This window comes from uncultured Parasphingorhabdus sp. (assembly GCF_963975735.1).
GTDB lineage: Bacteria > Pseudomonadota > Alphaproteobacteria > Sphingomonadales > Sphingomonadaceae > Parasphingorhabdus.
On the sequence record NZ_CAXBIA010000005.1, the window covers coordinates 54337 to 79165 of the forward strand.

Consider the following 24829-nt stretch of genomic DNA (forward strand, 5'->3'; position numbering starts at 1 on the left):
ATGTTTTTACCGATCAGTGTAATCGGAGCTGGGCGGGCAAGCGTCGGGGAATTTAGCTGTTCCGGCGCTGCGGAGCGGTCTGGAAGGCCCAATTCTCTCCGCCGCGGCATAAAATATTGCCGAGAGTGACGGTTTCACCCCGTTCCAGAGCGATGATTGTCTGGTCAATCTGGCTGCCGCGAGGGGACAGGGAAACATCGCAAATATGCAGGCATTTGAGCAGCAGACGCCGCTGAATCTCGTGCGGGAAAGCGGTTTTTTCGAGCGAACACCCGCTATCTGCGGTTTTGATATGCTCCGCGGCAAGCTGCTCGACGTGCCACTCGATAGCCTCACGGGCCGAGCCCAATGCGCTCGCGCTCTGACTGGCGAGACTGGTATCAAATCCTTCCAGATCCTTTAGCGCCTGTCGCACCCGCACCCGGTCGAAACCCTGATCGCGATTGGAGGGATCATCGACCGCTTCGATGCCCTGGCTGGCGACATAGGCAATCAGGGCCGATTTCCGGAAATGAAGCAGCGGGCGGATAATATTGGCCCGTTTCTCCCTTATACCCGACATCCCGTCGATCCCGCTGCCGCGCAATATCCGCATGATCATGGTTTCCAGCTGATCATCCGCATGATGGGCGGTTGCCAGCCAATGGATGTCATTTTCCTTCATCCAGTCGTGCAGCAGTCCGTAGCGTGCGTGCCGGGCCGCGCTCTGGATGCTGCCGCGGATCGGCACAACGGGTCGCAATATGTCGTGGGCTATGCCTCGTTCGCGGCATAGCGAGGCGACAAATTCGGCTTCGGTCGTTGCCGCAGGGCGCAAGCCATGATCGACGGTCGCTGCGGCAATCCTGCCCGGAAAGACGTCAAATGCCAGCAATAGCAGAGCCAGACTGTCGGGCCCGCCGGAAACGGCCAGCCCCAGCTTCTCGCCATTCGATTCAAATGCCGGAATCAGCCGATAAAATGCCTCTGCAAAATCTTCTTTTAGCGAGGCGGTTTCGTTGTCCATCAGCTACTTGCAGTTGGCGGCGGCCTTGCCCGATGCGACCCGGTCAGCAAGCCGGCCACTGGCCACATCCGGATAGACATCCTGCATTTCTGCCAGAACCCGGCAGGCATCGGCTTTCTTGCCCAGTTGCACCAGCGCCGTGCTCAGAAAATAGAGACTGTCCGGTGCCCGTTCGCCGCGGGGGCGCTTCTGGTAATTTTCATAGAGGGCAACCGAAGCCAGCGCCGGCTTGCCATCATCGAGATAGGCGCGGCCCAGCAGATTTTGAGCGTAGCTGGCCCGCCGATGGCCGGAATGTTCATCGGCCATTTTCTTCAGCTGGGTTTGGGCTTCGGGATAGAATTTTGCGTCCCACAACCGATAGCCATAAATATAGGCATCTTCGGCAGCGTCCCCGGTGTCGGGCATGACGATCGCAGCGACGCCGACAACCCGCTGGGGATCGGGTGCAGCCTCCGGTGCGGCTACCGTGGGTGTAGATCCGTTCGTACCCGTGGTCGTCGCGCTAACCGCCGGCGCTTCCGTCGCGGCCAAACGATCCTCGATTTTCTTCAGCCGGTATCCGTTTTCCTCGACCTGGCCGGTAAGGTTCGCCAGACTGCGCTCGAGCGCGTCAACGCGGGCGATAAGGTCGGTGACAGCCGACGTCGTATTCGTTGTCCCGGATGACGCGGGGCCGGTCTCGGCCGTGATCTGGGGTTCGAAATAGCGGCCTGTGCCACCGGGGAATATCTTGCGCTGGACCGCGCGCATTTCTTGTTCGAGGCGATCGACGCGCTTACCTGTATTTGCATCTTGTGCCGCCACCGGTGTGCTGACGAGCAAGCTGGTGAGCAGGATTGTGATACCCAATGTCTTCATCGAAGCCTCCGCTGAATTTGGCGTATATTAACCATATACTAGCCTGAAAAGTAAAGAAAATTATAACCGGAAACCGGCGGTTTTCCACCCATTCCCGTCAACATGTCGGCTTGTGCGATTCTCAATCAGTCGATAAATCGACAGCCGGACCGCTGGCTTCTCCCCGGGCAAGCAACGCCGCCGCGCTGACCCCGACATCCTTGATTGTCCGCTCCGCCGTGCCCAGTTGCGGGACAACCTGGCCATCGATCGTGACGGTCAGCGCATCGGGGCGCCCGGTCAGAATCTGGGGATCGTCGGCATCAGCCGGAACAGTGAATGTCTCGCCGGCGGCCATTTCGTTTTCGTACAGGCGCTTGCCCTCACCGTCATAGATTTTCAACCAGACATTCTGGGTCGCGGTCAAGACAACCGTTCCCTGGCTGGAGGGTGTCGGGCCACCCGTTTCGAGATTCTGCGCATTGGGATTTCCCGTAGCGCTTGCTATTTCGGTTGCGGTTTCATTTTCCGCGATCTCGGTAATCTCGCCGGGATTGAGGATCAAAGTGCGCCAGACCAGATAACCGACGAGCACCAGGGCACCAATGCCGGCTGCGGTCCATGCCAGATAGCGAGGCGGAATACTGGAGGGGTTGGCGGGATCATATTCGCTCAGCTCCGGCTGGTAGGTCCCGTGTCCCTGTTCTTCCATTTCCTCGCGCAACTGGCTGCCGATGGATGCGTCGCTCAGTCCGACCGTTCGGGCGAAGGATTTGGCAAAGCCGATTGCATAAGTTCGTCCGGGAAGCGCTTCAAAATCACCGCTTTCCAGCGACGCCAGATGGCGTTGCGGAATTCTGGTTTTTTTTGCGATCTCTTCCAGCGACATGTTTTTCTGCTCGCGCGCCTGGCGTAATAATGCGCCTGTGGCGTGCAAAGTCAGCTCGACATTCTCGTCATCTTTGGTTTCTTCGGCCACTTCATACTCCTTTGGCCGGATCATTCTGCGACCCTTTTCGCACACCCCCGGATAATTTACAAAAAAAGCCAGTTTGGGCGACAAAAGTCAATGACTATCGTGGTATATGTACCGCATTTTACGATTTTGATCTCTTCCGTCACCGATTTGCCGCTAATTGCCGGAACAGGGATCAATCCAGGTCGACGTTGCGCTCAATTGCCCATTGTTCGAGCCGCGCTCGCGGTTGGGCTGGCGCTTCTTTCAAAATCGCTTCGATCTCGATTTTTGCCTGGCCGAGGTCGAGTGAACGAACCATCGCCTTGATCGGTCCAACCGACGCCGGTGTGATCGACAGGCTGCGAATGCCCAGCCCGAGAAGCGCCAGTGCATCCAGAGGACGACCACCCATTTCTCCGCAAATGCCGAGAGGAATAGCGTAGCGTTCTGCATTTTCCGAGGCGCGCCGTATGAATCTGAGAATTGCCGGACTCATCCAGTCAAACCGCTCGGCAAGTTTCGGATTGCTCCGGTCTGCAGCAAAAAGAAACTGGGTCAGATCATTGGTGCCAATCGAAAGGAAATCGAGCCGGTCTGCCATCAGATCCAGACATTCTGCCAGGGCAGGGACCTCGAGCATGGCACCATAGCGGATTTGCGACGGCAGGCGTTTTTTCTGACCTTGCAGATAGGCGCGCTGATGTTCGAATACCGCCTTGGCTTCATCAAATTCCCATGGCTCCGCGATCATCGGGAACATGATATTCAGCTTCCGCCCAGCCGCCGCCTCTATCAAGGCCCGCGCCTGAACTTTCATCAGCGCATCCCGTTCAAGACCGATCCGGATCGCGCGCCAGCCCATGGCTGGATTATCTTCTTTGGATTCGCTGGCCTGAAAATAAGGGAGCGGTTTGTCGCCGCCGATATCGACGGTGCGAAATATGACCGGTTTGTCGCCTGCGGCGTCCAGCACATCGCGGTAGAAGCGGGTCTGCGCGGTTCGGCCGGGCATGGTCGCGGCGACGAGAAACTGGAATTCGGTCCGGAACAGTCCGATGCCGTCGGCACCGGTCAGATTGAGCAGCGCCAGGTCATCCCGCAGGCCGGCGTTGACATTGACGGTGATCCGGACGCCGTCTTTGGTAATGGCTTCCTTGTCGCGCAATTCGGAATATGCGGCACGTTTCTTCTGGCTTAGCTCCAGCTGTGCTTCAAACGCCTCCTCGACCGACGGGCCAGGTCTTACAAACACGACATTATCATCGACGTTGAGCAAAAGATGATCGTCCTCGCGGACGACTTGCCGGATGTTCTTTACCTGGCCGAGTATGGGGATGCCCATCGCGCGGGCAATGATCGTGACATGGGCGGTTAGCGAACCTTCCTCGAGGACCACGCCCTTCAGCCTGCGCCGGTCATATTCGAGCAGCTCTGCCGGACCCAGATTGCGGGCAATCAGGATCGTGTCCTGCCGCAAACCCATTTTTGCCGCAGTGCCCATTTGGCCGGAAACGGTGCGCAGCAGCCGGTTGGCCAGATCTTCCAGATCATGCATGCGCTCGGCCAGAAGCGGATCATCAATCTGCCGCATCCGCATCCTTGTATGCTGCTGCACTCTTTCGATCGCCGCTTCGGCGGTCAGGCCGCTGTCGATCGCTTCATTGATGCGCCGGCTCCAGCCTTCGTCATAAGCAAACATCTTGTAGGTCTGGAGCACTTCCTCATGCTCGCCGCCGACACCGAATTCCGCCTGACTGGTCATCAGGTCGATCTGGGCCCGCATCTTGTCGAACGCGGAATAGACCCGATGGCGTTCCGCCTCGGTATCTTCCGCGACCGTATGTTCGATTTTGACCCGTGGCTGATGGAAAACCGCGTGACCGCTGGCCTTGCCCTTGACCAGTTGCAACCCGCTGAGGCGATTGGCGGCATTGTCGAGCGTCGCGGTTTCGTCAGCGAAATTGTCGTCGACAAATTCGGCGCTGGTGATCAGTTCCGACAAGACCATTGCGGCGGTCTGGAACGCTTCGATTTCTACTTCGGAATAGCGGCGCGGTTCGGCATGCTGGGCGCATAGAACACCGATGGCCTGCTGGTTGCGGATGATCGGCACGCCGGCAAAGCTGTGGAATTTTTCTTCGCCGGTTTCCGGACGATATTGGAAATCGGGATGGCTGGCCGCCTCGTCAAGATTCAGCGTTTCGACATTTTTGGCAATATAGCCGGTAAGGCCTTCGCCCATCGCGAGCTTGGTCACGTGAACCGCTTTGGGGTTGAGTCCGTGGGTGGCAAACAGTTCCAGAACGCCTTCCCGGCGCAGGTAGATCGAGCAGACTTCGCTGCTCACCGCGTCGGCGATCGTTTCGACCACCTGGTTCAGTTTGGCTTCGGGATGGCTGCGCGACGCCATGATCGCCCGCAGGCCGGTCAGGATGCTGCGGGCGGTCTTGGTACTGGCGGGATCTGTTGCGGGCATGACGTTCGCCTAGCAGAAAGGCTAAGTAAGTGCGATATCGAAAAACGGCCCGGCGACAAAACAGATATACGCTATCTGGTCAGTTTGAGCGGCCTTGCCGATACCCGCTCAATTCAGCAGTTCTTCTTTCAATCGGAGTTTTTCTTTCTTGAGATTGTGGATTCGAATCGTGTCGGGAAGGGGGCGGGTTTCTTCTTCATTGATCTGGCGTTCGAGCGCTTCATGCTTGTCGCGCAGTGCTGACATGTGATTCTGAATCATTAAAGTCTCCTCAAAAATGTTGAACTTGGAATTGAAAGAGGACGAAAGCTTCCTTTCCTGCTGCTGTTGCCAAATTCCGGTGCGGATTTGGCTTCATGATTTTATTGTCTTGGTTTCGACATGAACCATGAATAGGGGTAAGATTACAAAATTGGTGGAACTACGCAAGGGGTGAGATTGAACCGGAATGGGGATGAGCGATGAAGAGTTGCAAATGCGGCTTGAACTGCTGAAGATTGAACATCGCGATCTCGACGAGGCCATTACCGCGCTGGTCGAGGCAGGCAATGCCGATCAGCTCCGGGCGGCCCGTCTCAAGAAGAGAAAATTGCAATTGCGCGACCGCATTATATTGATTGAAAATCAGCTCATTCCCGACATTATTGCCTGAGGCTCAAGCTGTTGGCGGGTTGTAGATTTGTTAACTATAACTATCCACCAGTTAACTCCATCAGCGCCCGCGTATCAGTTTGGAACAGCACTCTCCGGGGCCAGTCTGATGCTCGAAATCATCTGTCCATAAAGGGTAATATTTTGCTACGTAGCAAAAATGGCAGATCGTGAATCACTATTGACCGTGAAATTGATGGACGCGCTTTACACCGAAGCAATGGTGTTGGCAGATGAAGCCCGGTCCTATTTTGAATCGGGCCGATTCAGCGACGAATGCAGCGATGACACCAATCTTGCCGTTGCCTTTTCCTGTGAGTCGCTGAAAGTGACCACACGGCTGATGCACTGCATCGCGTGGTTGCTGAACCAGAAAGCCTTGCACAGCGGAGAATTGACCGAAGGCGAAATGTGGAATCACGATCGCGCGCTCGGCTATGCGCCGGCGACCGACCAGCCGATGGTCGATCGCTTTCCGGAGGAAGCCCGTCAGATCATTGTGGCGAGCGAGGAACTGTTCCAGCGCCTGCAACGCCTTTCGGCGCGCCTGCAGCAGGAAATGGAAGCCGAGTCAGCGGTTCAGGACATGTTCCGCCGTCTGGAAAACAGCTTCTAGCCGAACGATATTCGTTCAGGCAGACGCCGTCTCTTTTTCTTCCATCGTCGGATAGTCGGTATATCCCTCGGGACCCTGGCTATACCATGTCGGCGTAAAGTCGATCGGGTTGAGTTCGGCACCCTTGCGGAACCGTTCGGGCAGATCGGGATTGGTCATGAACGTCCGGCCAAAGCTGATCGCATCGGCCTTGTTCTCGGCCAGCGCTGCCGTCGCATTGTCATAAAAATAGTCGCTGTTGAGCACAAGCGGGCCCTTGAACACCGGACGGATATTCGGGCTGACTGGTGGCACATCGGTATTGCCATAAGTGCCGTGGGCAGGTGGCTCGCGCAGCTCGAGAAAGGCAATGCCGATCGAGTCGAGCAGTTTGGCCGCAGCGGTGAAGGTTTCGATCGGGGTTGCATCATCCGCACCCTGGGAATCGCCATTAGGAGACAGGCGCACGGCAACCCGGTCGCTGCCCCAGACATCGACCAGTCGCTGGGTCACTTCGCCGAGCAGGCGGATACGGTTTTCGATCGGTCCGCCATATTCGTCGGTCCGCAAATTGGTGCCGGAACGGATGAACTGGTCGATCAGATAGCCGTTCGCGGCGTGCAGCTGCACCCCGTCAAATCCGGCCTTTTTGGCGTTCTCTGCGGCATTCTGATAATCATCGAGAAGAGCGGGGATTTCGGAGATTTCCAATGGCCGCGCTTCGGCATAGTCTTTCTTGCCCTGATAGGTCCGGACGCTGCCCGGTGCGGTCGTCGCGGAAGCGGAGACGGGTTTCTCACCACCGAGGAAATCGGGATGGACGATCCGGCCCATGTGCCAGAGCTGACAGATGATCTTGCCACCGGCCTTGTGAACCCGCTCGATAACCGGTTTCCACGCTTCGGTCTGCGCCTCATTCCAGATGCCCGGCGCAAATGGTGTGCCCAGGCCCTGCTGGCTGATTCCGGTGGCTTCTGAAATGATGATGCCGGCGCCGGAGCGCTGGGTATAATAGTCACCCATGATCGGCGTGGGGACAAATTCCATTGTCGAGCGACAGCGGGTAAGCGGAGCCATGAACATGCGGTTCTGGGCCTCGATGGCGCCAATGGTGATCGGATCGAACAATGTGGTCAAGATGGAATTCCCTGAAACTGAAGGCCTGAATTGTTAATCAGACAGTTAAGAGACCATGCATCCGAATGCAATGGTTTGAACCGAAGCAATTTCTGTCTATATTGATAGCTCTGATTTCAAAGGAACACCCATGTCCGTATCGCTTCCCGAAGATCCTACCCTGGATGAAGTGCGCGCCTTTCTGGCGCCGGGATTGGCCGCACAGGCGGCGTTTGACGGCTGGAACGAGAAGGCGGTCTTGTCCGCCGCGGAACTGGCTGGCGTCGATAAAGATCTTGCAAGACTCGCGTTTAATGACGGACCGGTCGATATGATCGACGCGTGGTTTCAGGCAGTTGATGCGCAAATGGCGGCGAAATATAGCGCCGACGAACTTGGCGCGATGAAAATACGGCAACGGATCAAGGCGCTGGTCGAAGCCCGTCTGGAAGCGCTCGAGGCAGATCGCGAAGGATTACGGCGTGCCCTCGCGATTTTGGCGGCTCCGCCCCATTTGCGCAGGGCGGCAAAAATGGGCTGGCGCGCGGCCGACAAGATGTGGCGGCTCGCCGGCGATACCGCGACCGACTATAATCATTATACCAAGCGGACTCTATTGTCCGGGGTTTACGGCAGCACGATCAGCGTCTTTCTGGATGATGAAAGCGAAGGCTATTCCGAAACCCGCGCGTTTCTGGATCGCCGGATCGAAAATGTCATGCAGTTCGAGAAGGTCAAAGCCAAGGTCACAGGCCGGGGCGGTGACCGGTTCAGCATGGCGCGCTTCGTCGGCCGGCTACGCTATCGCGGCGCCTGATACGACATAGTGTGGCTTCCTGCCCCGACTTGGCATTAGCAACCCGGCATAATCTGACAAAAAGACTCGCCAAGCGTAATCAATATTGATAATCAATCGCAATTAGAAAGGCCTCGTTGCGAGATATGCAAATACCGACAACCCTCGACCAGCTGTCACTCAAGCAAAATGCTGAAATAGTGGCGATTGACTGGGCAGCCATCTCCGATAGCGAGGGCCGCCGCTTGCGGGCGCTCGGCATTGACGAAGGCGTGTCGGTCGAGAAATTGCACAAGGGCATGTTCGGTCTGAATGATCCGATTGCGCTGAAAGTCGGGCGGATGATGATAGCAATCCGCAAAGCGCACGCGCAGGCGATATCGGTGCAGCCGGTCGCGGTAACGATCGCCGCCTGATTGATGTCTGAAATCGCTCCTCTCATTGTCCTCGCGGGCAACCCCAATTCTGGCAAAAGCGCCTTGTTCAACGCGCTGACCGGTGCCCGGCAGAAGATCGCCAATTATCCCGGCGTCACCGTCGAGCGCAAATCCGGTCATTTTGCCTTTGCCGATGGCCGACCTGCCGAACTGGTCGACCTGCCCGGCAGCTACAGTCTCGATCCGACCAGTCCCGACGAAGAGGTGACGCGCGGCGTCATCATGGGATTGCAAAAGGGCGAGCGCAGGCCCGACATGATCATATTGGTGCTCGACGCCGCCAACCTCGACAATCATTTGCGCTTCGCACTCGAGGTGATCGCGCTCGGCCATCCGGTCGTGGTGGCGCTGAACATGATGGATCTGGCGGAACGGGACGGTTTGACGCTCGACCCGGCGAAGCTGGAGAAAGCCCTCGGCGTTCCCGTGGTTCCGACCGTCGCGGTACGCCGGCGCGGTCTGGATGATTTATCTGCTGCCGTGGACAACCGTCTCAAGCTCAAGCAGGACGGTTTCAAACCGATCGTCGCGCAGGAACGCGATCACGGTTTGCGCCAGCAGGCCAAGCTGATTGCCAACCAAGCGATTATTTCCGAAACCGCTGGCCGCCGCTGGTCAGAGCGAGCCGACAGTCTGTTTCTCCATCCCTTTGTCGGACCGTTGATTCTGCTGTCGGTGCTTTTCATCATGTTTCAGGCGGTGTTCGCCTGGTCAGAGGCGCCGATTGGCTGGATCGAAAGCGCCAGCGAATGGGTCGCTGCAGCCGTCGAATCGAATATGATGCCTGGCTTCGTGCGTGACTTCATCATCGAAGGCGCCATTGCCGGTGTCGGTTCGGTTGTGGTGTTCCTGCCGCAGATTCTGATCCTGTTTCTGTTCATCCTGCTGCTCGAAGCCAGCGGCTATATGACCCGCGCCGCCTTCATTATGGATCGGCTGATGGCCAGCGTCGGCCTGTCGGGCCGCAGCTTCATTCCGCTGTTGTCCTCCTTCGCCTGCGCCATTCCCGGCATCATGGCGACACGTAGCATTTCCGATCCCAGGGACCGTTTGACCACCATATTGGTCGCTCCCTTGATGACCTGCGCGGCGCGTCTGCCCGTTTATGCGATTATTATCGGCGCATTCATTCCGCCAACCACCGTCGGCCCGGGTATCGGGTTGCAAGGACTGGTGCTGTTCGGGCTTTATATTCTGGGAATCGTCGGCGCGATGATCGTGGCGCTGGTGCTGCGGTCGACGGTGACCAAGGGGCCGAACAGCGGTTTCCTGATGGAGATGCCGAAATATCAGCTGCCGAACCTGCGCGACATATTGATCGGCCTGTGGCAGCGCGCCTGGATCTTCCTGCGCCGCGCCGGTACGATCATCTTCGCCGCCACCGTGGTTCTCTGGCTCCTGCTCACATTTCCGAAAGTGCCGGAAGACAGCGCAATGAGCCAGGTCGACTATAGCGTCGCCGGGCGGATCGCCAACGTCATTGCCCCTGTGGTCGAACCGATCGGTTTCAATCGCGATATCGCGCTTGCCCTGATCCCGGCGATGGCCGCTCGCGAAGTCGCGGTCGCCGCGCTGGCCACCACTTATGCGATTGATGCGCCGGATGAGGAAGCAGAAGCCAAATCCCTGACCGAGCGTCTGCAAAGCCGCTGGTCGTTGCCGACCGCTTTGGCCTTTCTCGCCTGGTTCGTCTTTGCCCCGCAATGTATCTCGACCATTGCCGTGACCAAGCGCGAGACCAACGGCTGGCGCTGGCCGATCTTCATGCTCGCCTATCTTTTTGCGCTCGCTTACGTTGCGGCCGGTATTACATATTGGAGTGCCGTCGCCCTCGGTCTATAGAGTCCTCAAGAATCGATAATCACGTAATATTTTTGGGGAATTTGAAATGGCCGGCGGCATCAACAAAGTCATCATCGTAGGCAATCTGGGCAAGGATCCGGAAGTGCGTACCTTCGCCAATGGCGGAAAAGTCTGCAATTTCAGCGTCGCGACATCGGAAAGCTGGAAAGACAAGTCCACCGGCGAACGCAAGGAAAAGACCGAGTGGCACAATATCTCGATCTATAACGAAGGCCTGGCCGGCGTTGCCGAAAAATATCTGCGCAAGGGCAGCAAGGTCTATCTCGAAGGCAAGCTGCAGACCCGCAAATGGCAGGACCAGTCCGGCAATGACCGCTATTCGACCGATGTCGTGCTGCAGGGCTTTGACGCGAAAATGGAAATGCTCGACAGCAAGCCGGGCGGCGGCGGTCAGGGTGGCGGCTCCAACGACGGCTGGGGTGGCGGCCAAGGCGGCGGCGCACCGTCCGGCGGCGGTGGCGGCGGAAACGACAGCTGGGGCCAGACCGGCGGCGGTTCCGGCGGCGGTCAGGGCGGTGGCGCTTTTGACAGCGATCTGGACGACGACGTTCCGTTCTAGGGCGCGCGAAGAAGCATTCCTAAAGTGCCAACCCAATCTGTTTGGTAGCCGGTCAGGGATTGCTAGCCGAACGCGCCAGTTCACGCGCGAGATCGACAAACAACCGGAAGGCCGCAGGCGGATTGCGACGGCTCGGATAGTAGAGACAGAGAGGCGAGAGAGGGGGCGTCCATTCGTCAAGAAGGCGCACAAGTCGACCTTCCTCGATATCGCTGCGCACGTCGGACTCCATCAAAAAGCCTATGCCGACGGATTCGAGCACGGCCATTCGTGCGAGGCTGGCTTCGTCCAGGGTGACAGGGCCGTCGATGTCGATCTGGACAGGCTGCCCTTCGGCCTCAAACAGCCAGCGAAACAGCGCGCCATTCGGCAACCGTACCCGCACGCAGGGATGTGCAAGGAGGTCGGCTGGCGAGCGAGGCCTGTCCCGCATTTCGAGATATGCTGGCGAGGCTACCACGGCGTATCGTCTCGGTGGGCCTAGGGGGATCGCAATCATGTCTGTGGGGACGAGTTCCTCGCTTCGCACGCCGAAATCGAAGCCATCCGCCACGATGTCCACCAGCTTTCCCTCGGTGACCACGTCGATATGAACCTCGGGAAAGCGCCGCAGAAACTCGATCACCAGTGGGGAGAAGATTTCGCGCCCGGCCGTAGGGAATGTGTTGATGCGGAGCGTGCCTGACGGTGTCGTCTGCTGCGAACGCACAGCGTCGAGGGCCTGATGGATGTTTTTCAGGGCAGGGGTCACCTGCTCGACGAATCGTCTTCCCGCTTCGGTTAACGCCACGCTTCGCGTCGTGCGGTTGAAAAGGCGCACACCCAGCGTGCCTTCCAGCTTGGCAATCGCATTGCTGAGGGCGCTTGTCGACATTCCCAGATCAAGCGCGGCCGCCCGAAAAGAGCCCCGGCGGCTTATCGCAAGCACAGCATCGAAGTCGGTGAGATTATGGCTCATCATTATCCTTAAATTTGCAATTGTTCATCCCGTTTTATCCCACTTATCCGGACGACGTCAACGCGCTAAATCGAGTTTGTACGACAAACAATGCAAGAGGAACCGCATCATGACCATCGAACTACCAGACGCGATCGCGCGATATTTTGCAGCAGACAAGAAATCCGATCCGAAGGGAATATCCGAATGTTTCACCAAGGACGCAGTCGTCGTGGACGAGGGCAATACCTATGCCGGACGCGATGCAATCGAGCAGTGGATGGCGAATGCGTCGACGCAATATAGCTATACGGTCGAGCCATTTTCGATTGCCGAGGAGGGCGGCCGAGTGGTCGTCTCCAGTCATCTAGTCGGCAACTTTCCCGGAAGCCCGGTGGACCTGCGCTACGTCTTCATGCTCCGGGATGACAAGATCGCCGAACTGCAGATCGTGCCATGACAGAATTCTTGACCCTGGACGGTAAAAGGGCTCTCATTACTTCCGGCACGCGTGGTGCCGGAGGTGCAACTGTGACCCTGTTCGAAGAACTTGGCGCGCGCGTGCTCACAACAGCCCGCAGCAAGCCGGCCGGAATGCCGGAAAAACAGTTCGTTGCAGCCGATCTTACGCAGGCAGACGGCTGCGCCACCGTGGCTGCTGCCGTCCGCGAGCGACTCGGAGGAGTCGATATCATCGTTCACATGCTTGGCGGCTCGTCGGCGCAGGCCGGGGGCTATGCCGCTCTCGACGACCAGCAATGGTCAAAGGAACTCGATCTGAATCTTATGCCAGCGGTCCGGCTCGATCGCAAACTCGTGCCGGACATGGTGACGCGCGGCTCGGGAGTGGTAATTCATGTCACTTCGATCCAACGGCAAATGCCCCTGCCGGAGGCGACGACGGCATACGCCGCGGCAAAGGCGGCTTTGTCCACCTATAGCAAGAGCCTTTCAAAGGAAGTGTCACCCCGGGGAGTTCGTGTGGTGCGTGTCTCTCCCGGCTGGATCGAAACCGAATCGTCTGTCGATTTGGCCAGACGGCTCGCTGCCGAGCATCATGTGGACGTCGATCAGGGCAAGCAGATGATCATGGATTCGCTTGGCGGCGTGCCGATCGGCCGGCCATCGACGCCGGAAGAAATAGCCAGCCTTGTCGCCTTCCTTTCCTCGGACCGTGCCGCCACCATTACCGGCACGGAATATGTCATCGACGGTGGAACGATACCGACAAGCTAGAAATCACTCCCAAATTAACTCGTGCAAAAAGGACCAACACTATGACTTACATTACTACCAAGGACGGCGTGGAAATCTTTTTCAAGGACTGGGGCCCCAGGGACGCCCGGCCAATCATGTTTCATCACGGATGGCCGCTGAGCTCGGATGATTGGGATGCGCAGCTGCTTTTCTTTGTGAACAAGGGCTATCGCGTCGTCGCGCACGATCGCCGCGGTCATGGCCGCTCGCTGCAGGTCGCCGATGGCCATGACATGGACCATTATGCGGCGGACGTCGCGGCTGTCGTTGCAGCGCTTGACCTTCGCGACGTGGTCCATATCGGCCACTCAACCGGCGGCGGCGAGGTCGCCCGCTATGTTGCACAGGCAGAACCCGGACGAGTGGCCAAGGCGGTTCTCATCGGGGCGGTGCCGCCGATCATGCTCAAGACGGAGAGCTATCCCAATGGTTTGCCGATGGAGGTTTTCGATGGCTTTCGCGCCTCGCTCGCCGCCGATCGCGCCAGCTTCTACCGCGACCTTGCCGCGGGGCCGTTCTACGGCTTCAATCGCCCGGATGTGGAACCGCTTCCGGCGGTGATCGACAATTGGTGGCGACAGGGGATGATGGGCGGTGCCAAGGCCCATTATGACGGCATCAAGGCCTTTTCCGAGACCGATTTTACAGACGATCTCAAGGCCATGAACGTGCCGACATTGATCATGCACGGCGACGACGACCAGATCGTCCCCATCGACAATAGCGCAAGGCTCGCCATCGACCTCCTCAGCCAGGGCGAGCTCAAGGTCTATCCGGATTTGTCACACGGGATGGCGACCGTGAACGCAGACACGATCAACGCCGATTTGCTGGCTTTCATAGAAGGCTGACCAAGCGGGCATTGGTGAGGTAAACTCAATGTGAGGAAAAGTAACGGGCGAGCCGGCTTGCTGAGCAAGACCGGCAGTCCGTGTTGATCGCTCAATTCGGCACCCTCCAGGCAGCTTTTGGACCATTATGCCGCGACCGCTGATGGTCAGCCTTGCCCGCGTTGTCCGTCCACAGCAGGCGTTAGAATGTCACAACTGGTGCCCGGTCCGGTCGCGCTTGGTGTCGAGATAAAATTCATTGTGGGGATTGGCGGCGATCTTGACCGGCAGGCGCTCTTCGACCGTCACGCCGCATGCTTCCAACCCTTCCACTTTTTCCGGATTGTTGGTCAGCAATTTGACTTTGGGCACGTTGAGCAAATCCAGCATCCGCGCCGCGATCGAAAAATCCCGCGCATCAATCGCAAAGCCCAGCCGCTGGTTGGCATCGACCGTATCAAAGCCCTGATCCTGCAGCGCATAAGCGCGCAGCTTGTTGATCAGGCCGATCCCGCGTCCTTCCTGCCGCAGATAGAGCAGGACACCCCAGTTTGCCTCGGTCATCTGGCCGAGCGCAGCGTGGAGTTGCGGGCCGCAGTCGCATTTCAGGCTGCCGAGGACATCGCCAGTCAGGCATTCGCTGTGCAGGCGGACGACCGGCGTGCTGTTGTCGCGCTTGCCGACGACCAGCGCGATATGGTCGGTGGCGTCGGCATCGCTGCGGAAGCCGTAGATATGGGCTTCGCTATTGGCGGCGACGGGAAGTCTTGCATGGGCGCTGATCGTCAGCGCGGTGGAATCGGCATAGGCGTCGGCATCCTCTGCCTGCGCGATATCTTCCGCATCTTCGACAATGACGAACGCAGGCAGAAGACCGCCGTGGCGGGCCAGTTCCATCGCTGCGCTGGCGGCTGGCGCATTGGTCAATGTTTCGCTGCGGAAAGGACCCTTCATCGGATATTGCATGTCGAGCACCGGATCGACGATGGCGATAATCTCGGCCGCCGTTACCGGCGCGGGCAGGCTGATCTGGATCGGCAGATTGGGGTCGGCGGCGGCAAACTGGTTGAGCAGTTTCAGCGTCGCCGCGCGGCTGGCGGAGATGAGCAGGGATATCGTACCGGAAGAGGGCAAGGCCGCTTCCAGATTGCCGGTTTCGACCGGCAGCAGGTTGAGGCGTTCACGCCCCGCTTCCACGCCGATGGGCCAGCCGCGTCGCAGCGCGTCAATCGCGCGTGCCGCCCGGCGGGCTGCAGCCTTGTCGGCCTCGTCCAGAGGCGCTGCGTTCAAAATTTGAATTCCGTGATCAATGGCGCGTGATCCGATGGCTTGCCCCAGCTGCGCGCGTCTTCGAGGACCGAATGGCTGACCGCCTTGTCGCCGAGTTCGGGGCTGACCCAGACATGGTCGAGGCGGCGGCCCTTGTCCGATGCCCGCCAGTCCTTGGCGCGGTAGCTCCACCAGGTGAACAGCCGCTCGGGATCCGGGATCAGCTTGCGACCGACGTCGACCCAGCCATGGGCATCGCGCATTGCGTATAGATGGTCGATCTCGATCTGGGTGTGGCTGACAACCTTGAGCAGCGCCTTGTGGCTCCACACATCCGACTCGAGCGGCGCGACGTTAAAGTCACCCATCAGGATCGTCGGCTCCTTGAGATTGGCCGACCATTCGGTCATCCGCCCGAAGAAATCGAGTTTCTGGCCAAATTTGGGATTGATCTCGCGATCAGCGATTTCGCCGCCCGCAGGAATATAGACATTCTCGATTCTTATGCCATTTTGCAGCACCGCGCCGACATGACGGGCTTCGCCGTTATTCTGCCAGTCAAAGCGTTCGTCCTTGTGCAGCGGCACGCGGCTGATGATCGCAACGCCATGGTGCATTGGCTGGCCGTGCAGGATCATATGATTATAGCCGAGGCGACGGAACATTCCTTCGGGGAACTGGTCATCGCGAACCTTGGTTTCCTGCAGGCACAGAACATCGGGTGCTTCCTCGGTCAGGAAGCGCTCGACGATGTCGAGACGGGCACGGATGCTGTTAATATTCCAGCTGACGATTTTCAGACTATCACTCATGCCGAGCCTGATAGCCACGCTCGCCGAGAAACCCAAGCCTAAAGGCAATCATGCTGTGTAGTAATTTTGCTGGTCGGGGAAAAGTAAAACCCCCACCTCCGGGGGCATTAAGGAGGTGGGGGCTAACTCGCGTTCGTCACGCAGTAGGATGGGTTGAGACATTTTACGTCAGGTAACAGGGGGGAAGACCTGACCGTCTCTTCTCATCCTGTGTTCGGTTATAGCTCTGTATTTCTGTCGCGAATATGAACGGATGAAAGATCATGTTCTGCTGATCGGTAGTCCGTCTCGGTTCATCGCTTGCTGCGGCTTTTTCGCCGCGGATCGGTCCAGTTAAAACTGCTATTGGCCACCGGAACACCGAATTTCTGGTTTGAAAGGCGGATCGATGTGCGATTATTCTTCGAATCCAGCGATACCCAGCCGTCGAGACTCAATCCACCCGGTGCACCGGCTTTTTTGGTGAAAACCATTGTTATTACGCCATATTCCGGACGTTTGGGGTCGCTGACCTCGACGCTCAGCACGTTGGGATTGCGAGTCGGAACGATTTTCCCATATTTCGACAGGTCGCGTTCCGGGTTGAGCAGCGCCGCGAGCGGGCTGTTGCTGATCGGCCAGCGCTGGACCTGGTTCACTTCATAGTCGATCAGCGTCAGGGCTTTTCCGTCTCCGACGATCAGCAGATTGGCATCTTTCTGATATTGAAAGCGAATCTTTCCGGGCTGTTTGATTGTCAGCGTTCCGTTCATAGATCGGCCGCTGCGGTCGGTCTGGCTGAAATTTGCGGTCATCGTCGACATGGCACGCAAATGGCCGGAAATTTTGGACAGACTGTCGGCAGGGCTTTGCTGTGCTGTGGCGGGCAGGCTTGCTGTCAGGGCCAGAGGCGCAGCGATCAAGGCGAAACCATATTTCAACATTAAGAAAACTCCAGATAATCCAGATATCCGCCTAGCCAGTGGCGATTGAACGATGGCTTAATCACTTCGTCAGCAAAAAGGCCAGATCTCTCTAGAGCGGCTGGCCATGTTGGTCGCGCAGCACTTCGCGGCGACCGATATGGTTGGGCGCGGTGATAAATTCATCTTCCTCCATCCGGTCGATGATCCGGGCGGCGGTATTATAGCCGATCCGCAATTGCCGCTGCAGCCAGCTGGTCGATACTTTCTGGCTTTCGAAGACAATCTGGCAGGCCTGCGTATATTGCCGGTCTTCCTTATTGTCGCTCAGGTCTGCACCATCGAGGGCAAAGCTGCCATCTTCGGGTTCTTCGGTCACCGCCTGGATATAGGCCGGCGCTCCCTGCGAGCGCCAGTGGTCGGCGACCCTCCGGACTTCGTCATCGGAGACGAACGGACCGTGGACGCGGGTCAGTTGCTTGCCGCCGGGCATATAGAGCATATCGCCCTTGCCGAGCAGCTGTTCTGCGCCCTGTTCGCCAAGAATGGTGCGTGAGTCGATTTTCGAGGTGACGTGAAAGCTGATCCGTGTCGGCAGGTTGGCCTTGATCACGCCGGTGATGACGTCGACCGAAGGTCGCTGGGTGGCCATGATCAGGTGGATACCGGCGGCACGCGCTTTTTGCGCCAGCCGCTGGATCAGGAATTCGACTTCCTTGCCGGCGGTCATCATCAGGTCGGCAAGCTCGTCGACGATGATCACGATCTGCGGTAGCACTTCGAAATCGAGCTGCTCTTCCTCGTAAATCGGACGTGATGTCTCGGGATCATAGCCGGTCTGGACGCGGCGGCCGAGCGGTTGCCCCTTCGCCTTGGCGCCCTTTACCTTCTCGTTATAATTGGCGAGATTTCGCACCGATATCGACGACATCATCCGGTAGCGTTCTTCCATCTGCTCGACCGCCCATTTCAGCGCGCGGATCGCCTTGGCCGGTTCGGTGACGACGGGAGACAAGAGATGCGGAATATCGTCATAGGTGCTGAGTTCCAGCATCTTCGGATCGATCATGATCATTTTGCACTCGTCGGGGGTGAGCCGGTAGAGCAGCGACAATATCATGCAGTTGAGGCCGACCGATTTACCCGAGCCTGTGGTACCGGCGACGAGCAGATGCGGCATCGGCGCCAGATCGGCGATGACCGGATCGCCGGAGATATTCTTGCCCAAAATGATCGGCAGCTTGCCGGTCTGTTCGGCGAAGCTGTCGCTGCCGACCATCTCGTGCAACACCACCATCTCGCGGGTCGCATTGGGCAATTCTATGCCCATGACCGTGCGTCCGGGTATGGCGGCGACACGCGCCGACAGGGCCGACATGTTGCGGGCAATATCCTCGGCCAGCTGGATGACGCGGCTGGCCTTGATGCCCGGTGCCGGTTCCAGCTCGTACATGGTGACGACCGGACCGGGACGGACCGCGTTGATCGTACCCTTGACGTGGAAATCGTCGAGTACGGATTCGAGCAGCCGTGCGTTGCGTTCGAGCCCGGCCTTGTCGATGACATTGTTATTCTGCTCTGGAGCAGGGGTGAGAAGATCCAGCGAGGGCAGCACATAAGGTCCGAAGAAATCGCCTTGCTTGGCCTTGTTGGTGCCGGCTTTCTTGGGCGGCAGGGCGCGGTCGCTGATTTCCGGTGGTGGCCGGTTGTCGGGCTTGACCTCTTTGCGTGGGGCTGGATCTTTCTTGGGTTTGACGGTGCCGGAACGATCGGGCTCGATCACCAGGCCCTCGTCTTTCTGGACGAAAGGATTCTTGACCGCAGGGATTTTCAGGGATTTTCCGGCAAACAGAGGCCCTTCGAGCCGTAAGCTCAAATAGCTGAGGACCAGTCCGGCAGACAGGGTGAGGGCGATCAGGACGCCGGAGACCAGACCGCTCCAGCTGGTCGAGATTGCGTTGAGGCCGGCGCTGGTTCCGTTGGCCAGAAGCATGCTGGCGAGTCCGCCGAGACCGGAGGGCAATTCCATTTCCGGTTCCGGGACCCATAATGCGAGACTGGTACCGACCAGCAAGGTCGCGAGCAGGCACCAGAGCAATTGTTTTTTCCAGCCGGGCTGGGGAATATCGCGCCACAGGCGACTGGCAAACACCAGCAGCAGTGGCAGGAACAGGAGGACGGGCAGGCCGATCAGCGACAAGGACAGATCGGACAGATAGGCACCGAAAATCCCCATCCAGTTATGTTCGACACTGCCGGCAGCCGTATTGAACGAAGGATCACTGGGCGAATAGCTGACCAGCGCCAGAAACAGGAACAGGGTCGACAGCACAATCGTCACGGCCCCGATCAGGGCACCGCTGCGCAACAGGCTGAGGCGCATGATCTCGCGCCAGTTTGCTTCATTGGCTTTTTCCGCCATCATATACTCCCGTGCGTCACCCCAGCCGAAGGCGCGCATTCACTACAGGCTCCTTTGCGCGAATCGGGGACTCTCCGTCAAGTTTCTTGGCTTTATTTTACCGGATTTGCCTTTCTTTCCAGACCATCGATGCCTAACTATATCCCATATCTGGGCTCGGAAAGGCGTATCCATGGGATCTGATTCTCGAAATAGCGATATCATCATATTGGGAGCAGGCATGATCGGCCTGACCCAGGCGCTGACTCTTGCTGCCCATGGATTGCGCGTCGCAATCATCGACCGCGCCGAACCGGAGGATCTGACCAATCCGCAAAATGACTCGCGGGTTTCGGCGATAAACAGCGCCAGCTGGAATATGTTCGATGCGATCGGGCTGGCCGGGAAATTGCGGCCGCACGGTTGTGACATCGACAAGATACTCGTGAACGACGGGCTGAAACCCGGTACCCTCGACTTTGTTCCCGGCGAGGACGAAGGCCCGATGGGGATCATGGTCGAAAACGCCGTGCTGCGGCGGCTGTTGTACGAAGCCGTCAGCGCCAGCGAGAATATTAGGCTGCATCTGTCGACGCAGGTCGCAACCTGTGATCGCGAGGGTCATCTTGTCGATATCCTGCTCGCCAATGGCGAACAGCTTTCCGCTCCGCTGCTGATCGCCGCCGATGGCCGCGGCAGCCGGATGCGCGAGGAAGCCGGCATCATCATGGCGCACTGGCAATATGATCACAGCGCGATTGTCTGCAAAATTGCGCATGAAAAGCCGCATGGCAACACCGCCTATGAACTGTTCTTCCCTGCCGGTCCCTTCGCTATATTGCCGATGCTCGACGATACCGACGGCAAGCACCGTTCGGCGGTTGTGTGGACGGTATCAAGAAAAGACGGTCCCGCCTTTGCCAAGATCAACAAGCGCGCCTTTGTTGCCGAAATGATGAAGAAGACCGGCGGTTTTCTCGGCGAGCTGGAACTGCTCACCGACCGCCAGACCTATCCTCTGGGTTTCCACCACAGTTCCCATCTGACCGCCGACCGGCTGGTGCTGATCGGCGATGCCGGGCATGGTATCCATCCGATTGCGGGGCAGGGGCTCAACCTCGGCTTGCGCGACGTTGCCGCGCTGACAGAATGTCTGGTCGAGGGCGCCCGCACCGGTCTCGATCTTGGCGATAGCCAAATTCTCGCGCGCTATGACCGCTGGCGCAGCCTCGACAATATGATGGTATCGGCTGCCACCGACCTGCTGACCCGTCTGTTCGGCCTGCCGGGAGAAACCTCCTCGAAAATCCGGCGTATGGGTATCGGACTGGTCCAGCGCATCGCGCCGCTCAAGGCGCAATTCATGGCGGAAGCCAAAGGCGAGACCGGCGATCTGCCGAAATTGCTCAAGGGTGAACTGGTCTAGCGCGAACCCTGGCCGTCATCGATCTTGATCACGGTGCCGGTAACCGCATCCGAAGACGGGGACACCAGAAACAGCAGGGTGCTGTCCATCTGCTCCGGCTGAGCTACTCGCTTGCGCGGGAAATGGACCGAAAAATCGCCCGCGCGCTCGATCATGCCATCGGCCATGTCGGTGGCGAACAGACCCGGCGCAATGCCATTTACATTGATGTGAAATTTCGACCATTCGACTGCCAGGGTTTCGGTGACACGAACCACACCGGCCTTGGTTATTGAATAGAGAGCTGCCCCGCCACCACTATAGCTGGTCGCTGCGATAGACGCGACATTGACGATCCGTCCCGGCGTTTTTTTGGCGATCAGCGGACGGGCAAACTCGTTCGACAAGATGAACAGGCTGCGCAGATTCGTATCCAGAACATCGTCGATCAGGTCGACCGACATCCGGGTGGCGTGTTCGGCATCGACGATCCCGGCATTGTTGACCAAAATGTCGGGCTGGCCGAGCGCCTCGGTAACTGCGGGAATGATTGCCTGAAGTTGTGCAGCATCGCGAACATCTAGCGCAAAGGCTTTGGCCGTACCGCCCTCGGCGGTGATCTCGTCAACCAGTGCGTCAAGCTTGTCCTTGCGGCGGGCCGTGCAGGCGACCTTTGCCCCGCAAGCTGCCAGCACCTTGGCAAAGCGTCGGCCCAGTCCGGCGGAGGCGCCGGTCACAATGGCGGTATGTCCTGTCAGGTCGATAGAAAAATTGGGTGTAGTCATGAACGGGCATCCTCTTCTGATTTTTGAAGAGGATGCCCGTAATCAATGGTTTAGCGCAAGCGCTATATTGGTTCTACAGATCGGCCTGTTCGATCGGAACAATCTTGATTTCGACCCGGCGATTGGCTGCCCGGCCTTCTTCGGTGCTGTTCGAAGCGATCGGCTGGCTTTCACCATAGCCTCTTGTCGCCAGACGCGCGCGCTGCACGCCGCTGTTGGCAAGGAAGTTGGCAACCGATTCCGCCCGCCGTTCGGACAGGGACTGGTTGTAGGCATCGCTGCCGGTGCTGTCGGTGTGGCCGAGCACGTCGACATAGCTTTTTTCGTAGCTTGAAAGCGTATTGGCGACATTGCCCAATGTGCTTTGGAATGCGGGACTGATCGCGCTGCTGTCGACGCCAAATGTCACGTTGGATGGCATGTTGAGGATCAGGTTATCACCTTCGCGGGTGACATCGATACCGGTGCCGGCTGTCTGTTCGCGCAATTTCTTTTCCTGCTCGTCCATATAATAGCCGATGCCTGCACCAGCGAGGCCACCGAGGCCGGCGCCGACGATCTTGGCGGTACGGTCATTCTTGCCGCCGAGCACGTCACCGAGCAGATAGCCGCCGACAACGCCGCCGAGGCCACCAATGGCTGCCTTGGAGATGGTCCGATTTCCGGTTTCCGGATTGGTCACGCAGCCGCTGGTTAGCGCCAAAGCACCGAGCGAAGCTGCCGTAATTATTGATCTGTTTATCCGCATTTTCATTCCCCTTTGAGATATTCCTGTTCGATCAAGATAACGCTCCGCCGACCAGAAGGTTCCACTTAACGCACGATAAATGAACGACAACTGACAGCAAACTTGAGATTGTGTAAAACATGCTGCTAAAGGGGGTATGGCATTTCGCCCTTTCAATGGACAATATGACACCCTTTCCCTGGTTTGACGTCGCGATCATAATAATGCTGGTGCTGATCAATGGTGTATTTGCCATGTCGGAACTAGCAATAGTTTCTGCTCGCAAGGCGAACCTGCACAGCCTCGCTGATCAGGGGAATCGTGGCGCCAAGACCGCGCTGCTTCTCGCCAGCGATCCCGGCAAGTTTCTCTCCACCGTGCAAATCGGCATCACCCTGATCGGTATCGTTGCCGGTGCGTTCTCCGGCGCCAGTCTTGGCGGACCGGTGGCGGAGCGGTTGCAGGCGCTGGGGATGGGGAAAGATCTTTCGGGCACCGTCGGCTTCGTATTGGTCATCGGCCTGACCACTTATGCCTCGCTGGTCGTCGGTGAGCTGGTGCCGAAGCAGATTGCGCTGCGTTCGGCAGAGCGGATCGCGATAGTCATGGCCCAGCCCATGGCCTTTCTGGCGCGCGTATCAGCGCCTCTCGTCTGGTTGCTCGACAATAGCAGCGCCCTGATCTTCCGGATGATGGGGATGAAGCGGGACGAGAAAAGCCATGTGACCGCGGACGAGTTGCAGATGGTCTTTGCGGAAGCGACGCGTTCCGGTGTGATCGAGGAACATGAACGGGCGGTCATCGCCGGGGTGGTCCGGATGGCAGACCGGCCGATCCGCGAGGTGATGACTCCGCGGACCGAAGTCGACTGGCTCGATATCGATGCGACAACCGAGGAAATACACAGACTGCTGATCGCGTCGCCGCACAGCCGCTTTCCGGTGGCGGAGGAATCTGTCGACGATATCTGCGGTGTTGTTCAGGCGCGCGATATTGTCGCGGCACAATTGAGCGGCGAGCTTCTGGATCTGCGCAAATTGATGCGCGCGCTCGAGAAAGTGCCTGACCAGCTCGATGCCCTCGACGCGCTGGATATCTTGCGCGAAGCCGAAGTGCCGATGGTGCTGGTGCACGATGAATATGGCCATTTCGAAGGCATCGTCACGCCCAACGACCTGCTGAGTTCCATCGCCGGTGAATTTGTGTCGGACCAGGACGAGAGAACCCAGCGTAGCCTGATCGAGCGGGCCGATGGCAGCTATCTGGTGTCCGGCGCGATGGCGATTGATGCGCTGGCCGAACGGCTGGGGATCAGGCTATCGGAAGACCGTGACTATGCGACCGTTGCCGGCCATGCATTGGCGCAATTGCGCCACCTGCCGGAAGAAGGCGAGACCTTTGAAGATCAGGACTGGATATTCGAGATTGTCGATATGGACGGCCGGAAGATCGACAAGCTGATCGTCAGGGCCGGCAATCCCGAAGTGGATTGACCGGCTTCAGGCGCTAGAGCTTGCCGTATTTCTTTTCAAATCCGGCGATATCGTCCTTGGCGAGAAACTTGGCCTGATCGATCCATGCGTCTCTCGTGATCCGTCCGCTGAACGTATCGAGATACTGGTCAATTTCGGTGATTTCGGCTTCTTTCCATTCGGCGATCTGATCGAACCGGGTAACGCCAAGGCTGATCAGCAGCGTATTCAGTTTCGGACCGACACCCTTGATCAGGCGCAGGTTGTCCGGTTCACCGACTGCCGGTGGTATGTTCGGTTTGCCCGCGGGTGGCGGTGCAGCCTCTACCGGCTTTTTCGCTGGTTTCGGTGCGATTGCCGCGGCGACCGGTTTGACGACGGGCTTCTGGACAGGCGGCGCGGGTGGCGTCGCCGGGGCAGGGGCAGCTACCACCGGGGGCGGTGCTTTCGGTTCTGCCGGCGGCACCGGTTCTCCCGCTTTCGCTAGCAGTCCGTCATCGGCATTGAAATCGTCGAGGGCAGAAGCATCGCGGCCGGTTGCAGCCCAGATCCAGAAAGCCGTGACCACACCAATCAAGAGTGCAATCAGGTATAACAGCCAATTGGCGGTAATCAGCGTAATCATCTTATCAAAACCCCGTTTTGAATCCTGTTTGTTGCCGGTCTGGCCTAATATTCTTCTGTGTTCCGGCCCCAGATAAACCAGCCGATAGTGAGGCCAATCGCAAAAGTCAC

General features: G+C 58.2%; 25 protein-coding genes. 11 read left to right on the plus strand and 14 right to left on the minus strand.

Annotated elements, in window-relative coordinates; genetic code table 11:
- Window positions 1-52 precede the first annotated feature (52 nt).
- The 5 genes from tilS to AACZ86_RS08285 all read right to left on the minus strand — a co-directional run bounded on the left by tilS (window position 53) and on the right by AACZ86_RS08285 (window position 5541).
- Window positions 53-1006: a tRNA lysidine(34) synthetase TilS gene (tilS, locus tag AACZ86_RS08265; protein WP_339691281.1), complete on the minus strand. Its 954-nt coding sequence runs from the start codon at window positions 1004-1006 to the stop codon at window positions 53-55.
- A gap of 3 nt (window positions 1007-1009) precedes the next feature.
- The gene (locus AACZ86_RS08270; RefSeq protein WP_339691283.1) at window positions 1010-1867 is read right to left on the minus strand and encodes a hypothetical protein; all 858 of its coding nucleotides are present in this window, start codon (window positions 1865-1867) and stop codon (window positions 1010-1012) included.
- Between the two features lie 121 nt (window positions 1868-1988).
- Window positions 1989-2825 carry a RodZ domain-containing protein gene (locus AACZ86_RS08275; protein ID WP_339691286.1) on the minus strand — a complete coding sequence of 279 codons (837 nt, stop codon included), beginning with the start codon at window positions 2823-2825 and terminating at the stop codon, window positions 1989-1991.
- Window positions 2826-2997: 172 nt separating this feature from the next.
- Entirely contained in the window at window positions 2998-5280 is a 2283-nt protein-coding gene (ptsP, locus tag AACZ86_RS08280; RefSeq protein WP_339691288.1) for a phosphoenolpyruvate--protein phosphotransferase, read from the minus strand.
- Between the two features lie 108 nt (window positions 5281-5388).
- Window positions 5389-5541, minus strand: coding sequence for a YdcH family protein (locus tag AACZ86_RS08285; RefSeq protein ID WP_339691290.1), 153 nt, complete (start codon window positions 5539-5541; stop codon window positions 5389-5391).
- A 193-nt stretch (window positions 5542-5734) separates the two neighbouring features.
- Between AACZ86_RS08285 and AACZ86_RS08290 the strand changes: the two genes are divergently transcribed.
- Both AACZ86_RS08290 and AACZ86_RS08295 read left to right on the plus strand, forming a co-directional pair.
- Window positions 5735-5932 carry a DUF465 domain-containing protein gene (locus AACZ86_RS08290; RefSeq protein WP_339691293.1) on the plus strand — a complete coding sequence of 66 codons (198 nt, stop codon included), beginning with the start codon at window positions 5735-5737 and terminating at the stop codon, window positions 5930-5932.
- A gap of 159 nt (window positions 5933-6091) precedes the next feature.
- Window positions 6092-6547, plus strand: a complete 456-nt coding sequence (locus AACZ86_RS08295; protein ID WP_339691294.1) for a DUF1465 family protein — start codon at window positions 6092-6094, stop codon at window positions 6545-6547.
- Between the two features lie 15 nt (window positions 6548-6562).
- Here AACZ86_RS08295 and AACZ86_RS08300 read toward each other — a convergent pair whose 3' ends face one another.
- The gene (locus AACZ86_RS08300) at window positions 6563-7663 is read right to left on the minus strand and encodes an alkene reductase (protein WP_339691296.1); all 1101 of its coding nucleotides are present in this window, start codon (window positions 7661-7663) and stop codon (window positions 6563-6565) included.
- A 130-nt stretch (window positions 7664-7793) separates the two neighbouring features.
- On the opposite strand from AACZ86_RS08300, the gene AACZ86_RS08305 reads away from it, so the two are divergent.
- From AACZ86_RS08305 to ssb, 4 genes are all read left to right on the plus strand, one after another.
- Window positions 7794-8459, plus strand: a complete 666-nt coding sequence (locus tag AACZ86_RS08305; protein WP_339691298.1) for a COQ9 family protein — start codon at window positions 7794-7796, stop codon at window positions 8457-8459.
- Window positions 8460-8584: 125 nt separating this feature from the next.
- A complete protein-coding gene (locus tag AACZ86_RS08310; protein WP_339691300.1) occupies window positions 8585-8854 on the plus strand; it encodes a FeoA family protein in 270 nt (89 codons plus the stop codon).
- 3 nt (window positions 8855-8857) lie between these two features.
- Window positions 8858-10717 carry a ferrous iron transporter B gene (locus tag AACZ86_RS08315; RefSeq protein ID WP_339691302.1) on the plus strand — a complete coding sequence of 620 codons (1860 nt, stop codon included), beginning with the start codon at window positions 8858-8860 and terminating at the stop codon, window positions 10715-10717.
- Window positions 10718-10763: 46 nt separating this feature from the next.
- A complete protein-coding gene (gene ssb, locus AACZ86_RS08320) occupies window positions 10764-11297 on the plus strand; it encodes a single-stranded DNA-binding protein (protein ID WP_339691304.1) in 534 nt (177 codons plus the stop codon).
- A gap of 52 nt (window positions 11298-11349) precedes the next feature.
- Here ssb and AACZ86_RS08325 read toward each other — a convergent pair whose 3' ends face one another.
- The gene (locus tag AACZ86_RS08325; RefSeq protein WP_339691307.1) at window positions 11350-12258 is read right to left on the minus strand and encodes a LysR family transcriptional regulator; all 909 of its coding nucleotides are present in this window, start codon (window positions 12256-12258) and stop codon (window positions 11350-11352) included.
- Window positions 12259-12364: 106 nt separating this feature from the next.
- Here AACZ86_RS08325 and AACZ86_RS08330 point away from each other — a divergent pair, with 106 nt between their 5' ends.
- Genes AACZ86_RS08330 through AACZ86_RS08340 form a run of 3 tightly spaced genes read left to right on the plus strand, consistent with a single transcriptional unit; the run spans window position 12365 to window position 14342 of the window.
- Window positions 12365-12694: a nuclear transport factor 2 family protein gene (locus tag AACZ86_RS08330; RefSeq protein ID WP_339691309.1), complete on the plus strand. Its 330-nt coding sequence runs from the start codon at window positions 12365-12367 to the stop codon at window positions 12692-12694.
- Window positions 12691-13470: an SDR family oxidoreductase gene (locus AACZ86_RS08335; protein ID WP_339691311.1), complete on the plus strand. Its 780-nt coding sequence runs from the start codon at window positions 12691-12693 to the stop codon at window positions 13468-13470. Before AACZ86_RS08330 ends, AACZ86_RS08335 begins: the two co-directional genes overlap by 4 nt.
- A gap of 41 nt (window positions 13471-13511) precedes the next feature.
- Window positions 13512-14342 (plus strand): alpha/beta hydrolase, encoded by an 831-nt coding sequence (locus tag AACZ86_RS08340; protein WP_339691313.1) that lies wholly within the window; start codon window positions 13512-13514, stop codon window positions 14340-14342.
- 189 nt (window positions 14343-14531) lie between these two features.
- Here the strand turns inward: AACZ86_RS08340 and ribA are convergent, their stop codons facing one another.
- The 4 genes from ribA to AACZ86_RS08360 form a co-directional block, all read right to left on the minus strand.
- A complete protein-coding gene (gene ribA, locus AACZ86_RS08345) occupies window positions 14532-15611 on the minus strand; it encodes a GTP cyclohydrolase II (protein WP_339691315.1) in 1080 nt (359 codons plus the stop codon).
- On the minus strand, window positions 15608-16402 hold the full coding sequence (xth, locus tag AACZ86_RS08350; protein ID WP_339691316.1) for an exodeoxyribonuclease III: 795 nt from the start codon (window positions 16400-16402) through the stop codon (window positions 15608-15610). Before xth ends, ribA begins: the two co-directional genes overlap by 4 nt.
- Window positions 16403-16695: 293 nt before the next feature.
- The gene (locus AACZ86_RS08355; protein WP_339691318.1) at window positions 16696-17325 is read right to left on the minus strand and encodes an outer membrane lipoprotein carrier protein LolA; all 630 of its coding nucleotides are present in this window, start codon (window positions 17323-17325) and stop codon (window positions 16696-16698) included.
- A gap of 91 nt (window positions 17326-17416) precedes the next feature.
- Complete coding sequence (locus tag AACZ86_RS08360) at window positions 17417-19729, minus strand: DNA translocase FtsK 4TM domain-containing protein (protein ID WP_339691467.1); 2313 nt, start codon at window positions 19727-19729, stop codon at window positions 17417-17419.
- 169 nt (window positions 19730-19898) lie between these two features.
- On the opposite strand from AACZ86_RS08360, the gene AACZ86_RS08365 reads away from it, so the two are divergent.
- Window positions 19899-21131 carry a UbiH/UbiF/VisC/COQ6 family ubiquinone biosynthesis hydroxylase gene (locus AACZ86_RS08365; protein WP_339691319.1) on the plus strand — a complete coding sequence of 411 codons (1233 nt, stop codon included), beginning with the start codon at window positions 19899-19901 and terminating at the stop codon, window positions 21129-21131.
- On the opposite strand, the gene AACZ86_RS08370 is transcribed toward AACZ86_RS08365, so the two are convergent.
- A complete protein-coding gene (locus tag AACZ86_RS08370; protein WP_339691321.1) occupies window positions 21128-21895 on the minus strand; it encodes an SDR family NAD(P)-dependent oxidoreductase in 768 nt (255 codons plus the stop codon). The two genes, AACZ86_RS08365 and AACZ86_RS08370, sit on opposite strands and share 4 nt — an antisense overlap.
- 73 nt (window positions 21896-21968) lie before the next feature.
- Entirely contained in the window at window positions 21969-22643 is a 675-nt protein-coding gene (locus AACZ86_RS08375; RefSeq protein ID WP_339691323.1) for an OmpA family protein, read from the minus strand.
- A gap of 155 nt (window positions 22644-22798) precedes the next feature.
- Between AACZ86_RS08375 and AACZ86_RS08380 the strand changes: the two genes are divergently transcribed.
- Entirely contained in the window at window positions 22799-24115 is a 1317-nt protein-coding gene (locus AACZ86_RS08380) for a hemolysin family protein (protein ID WP_339691325.1), read from the plus strand.
- 13 nt (window positions 24116-24128) lie between these two features.
- Here the strand turns inward: AACZ86_RS08380 and AACZ86_RS08385 are convergent, their stop codons facing one another.
- Window positions 24129-24719, minus strand: coding sequence for a hypothetical protein (locus tag AACZ86_RS08385; RefSeq protein ID WP_339691328.1), 591 nt, complete (start codon window positions 24717-24719; stop codon window positions 24129-24131).
- Between the last annotated feature and the right edge of the window lie 110 nt (window positions 24720-24829).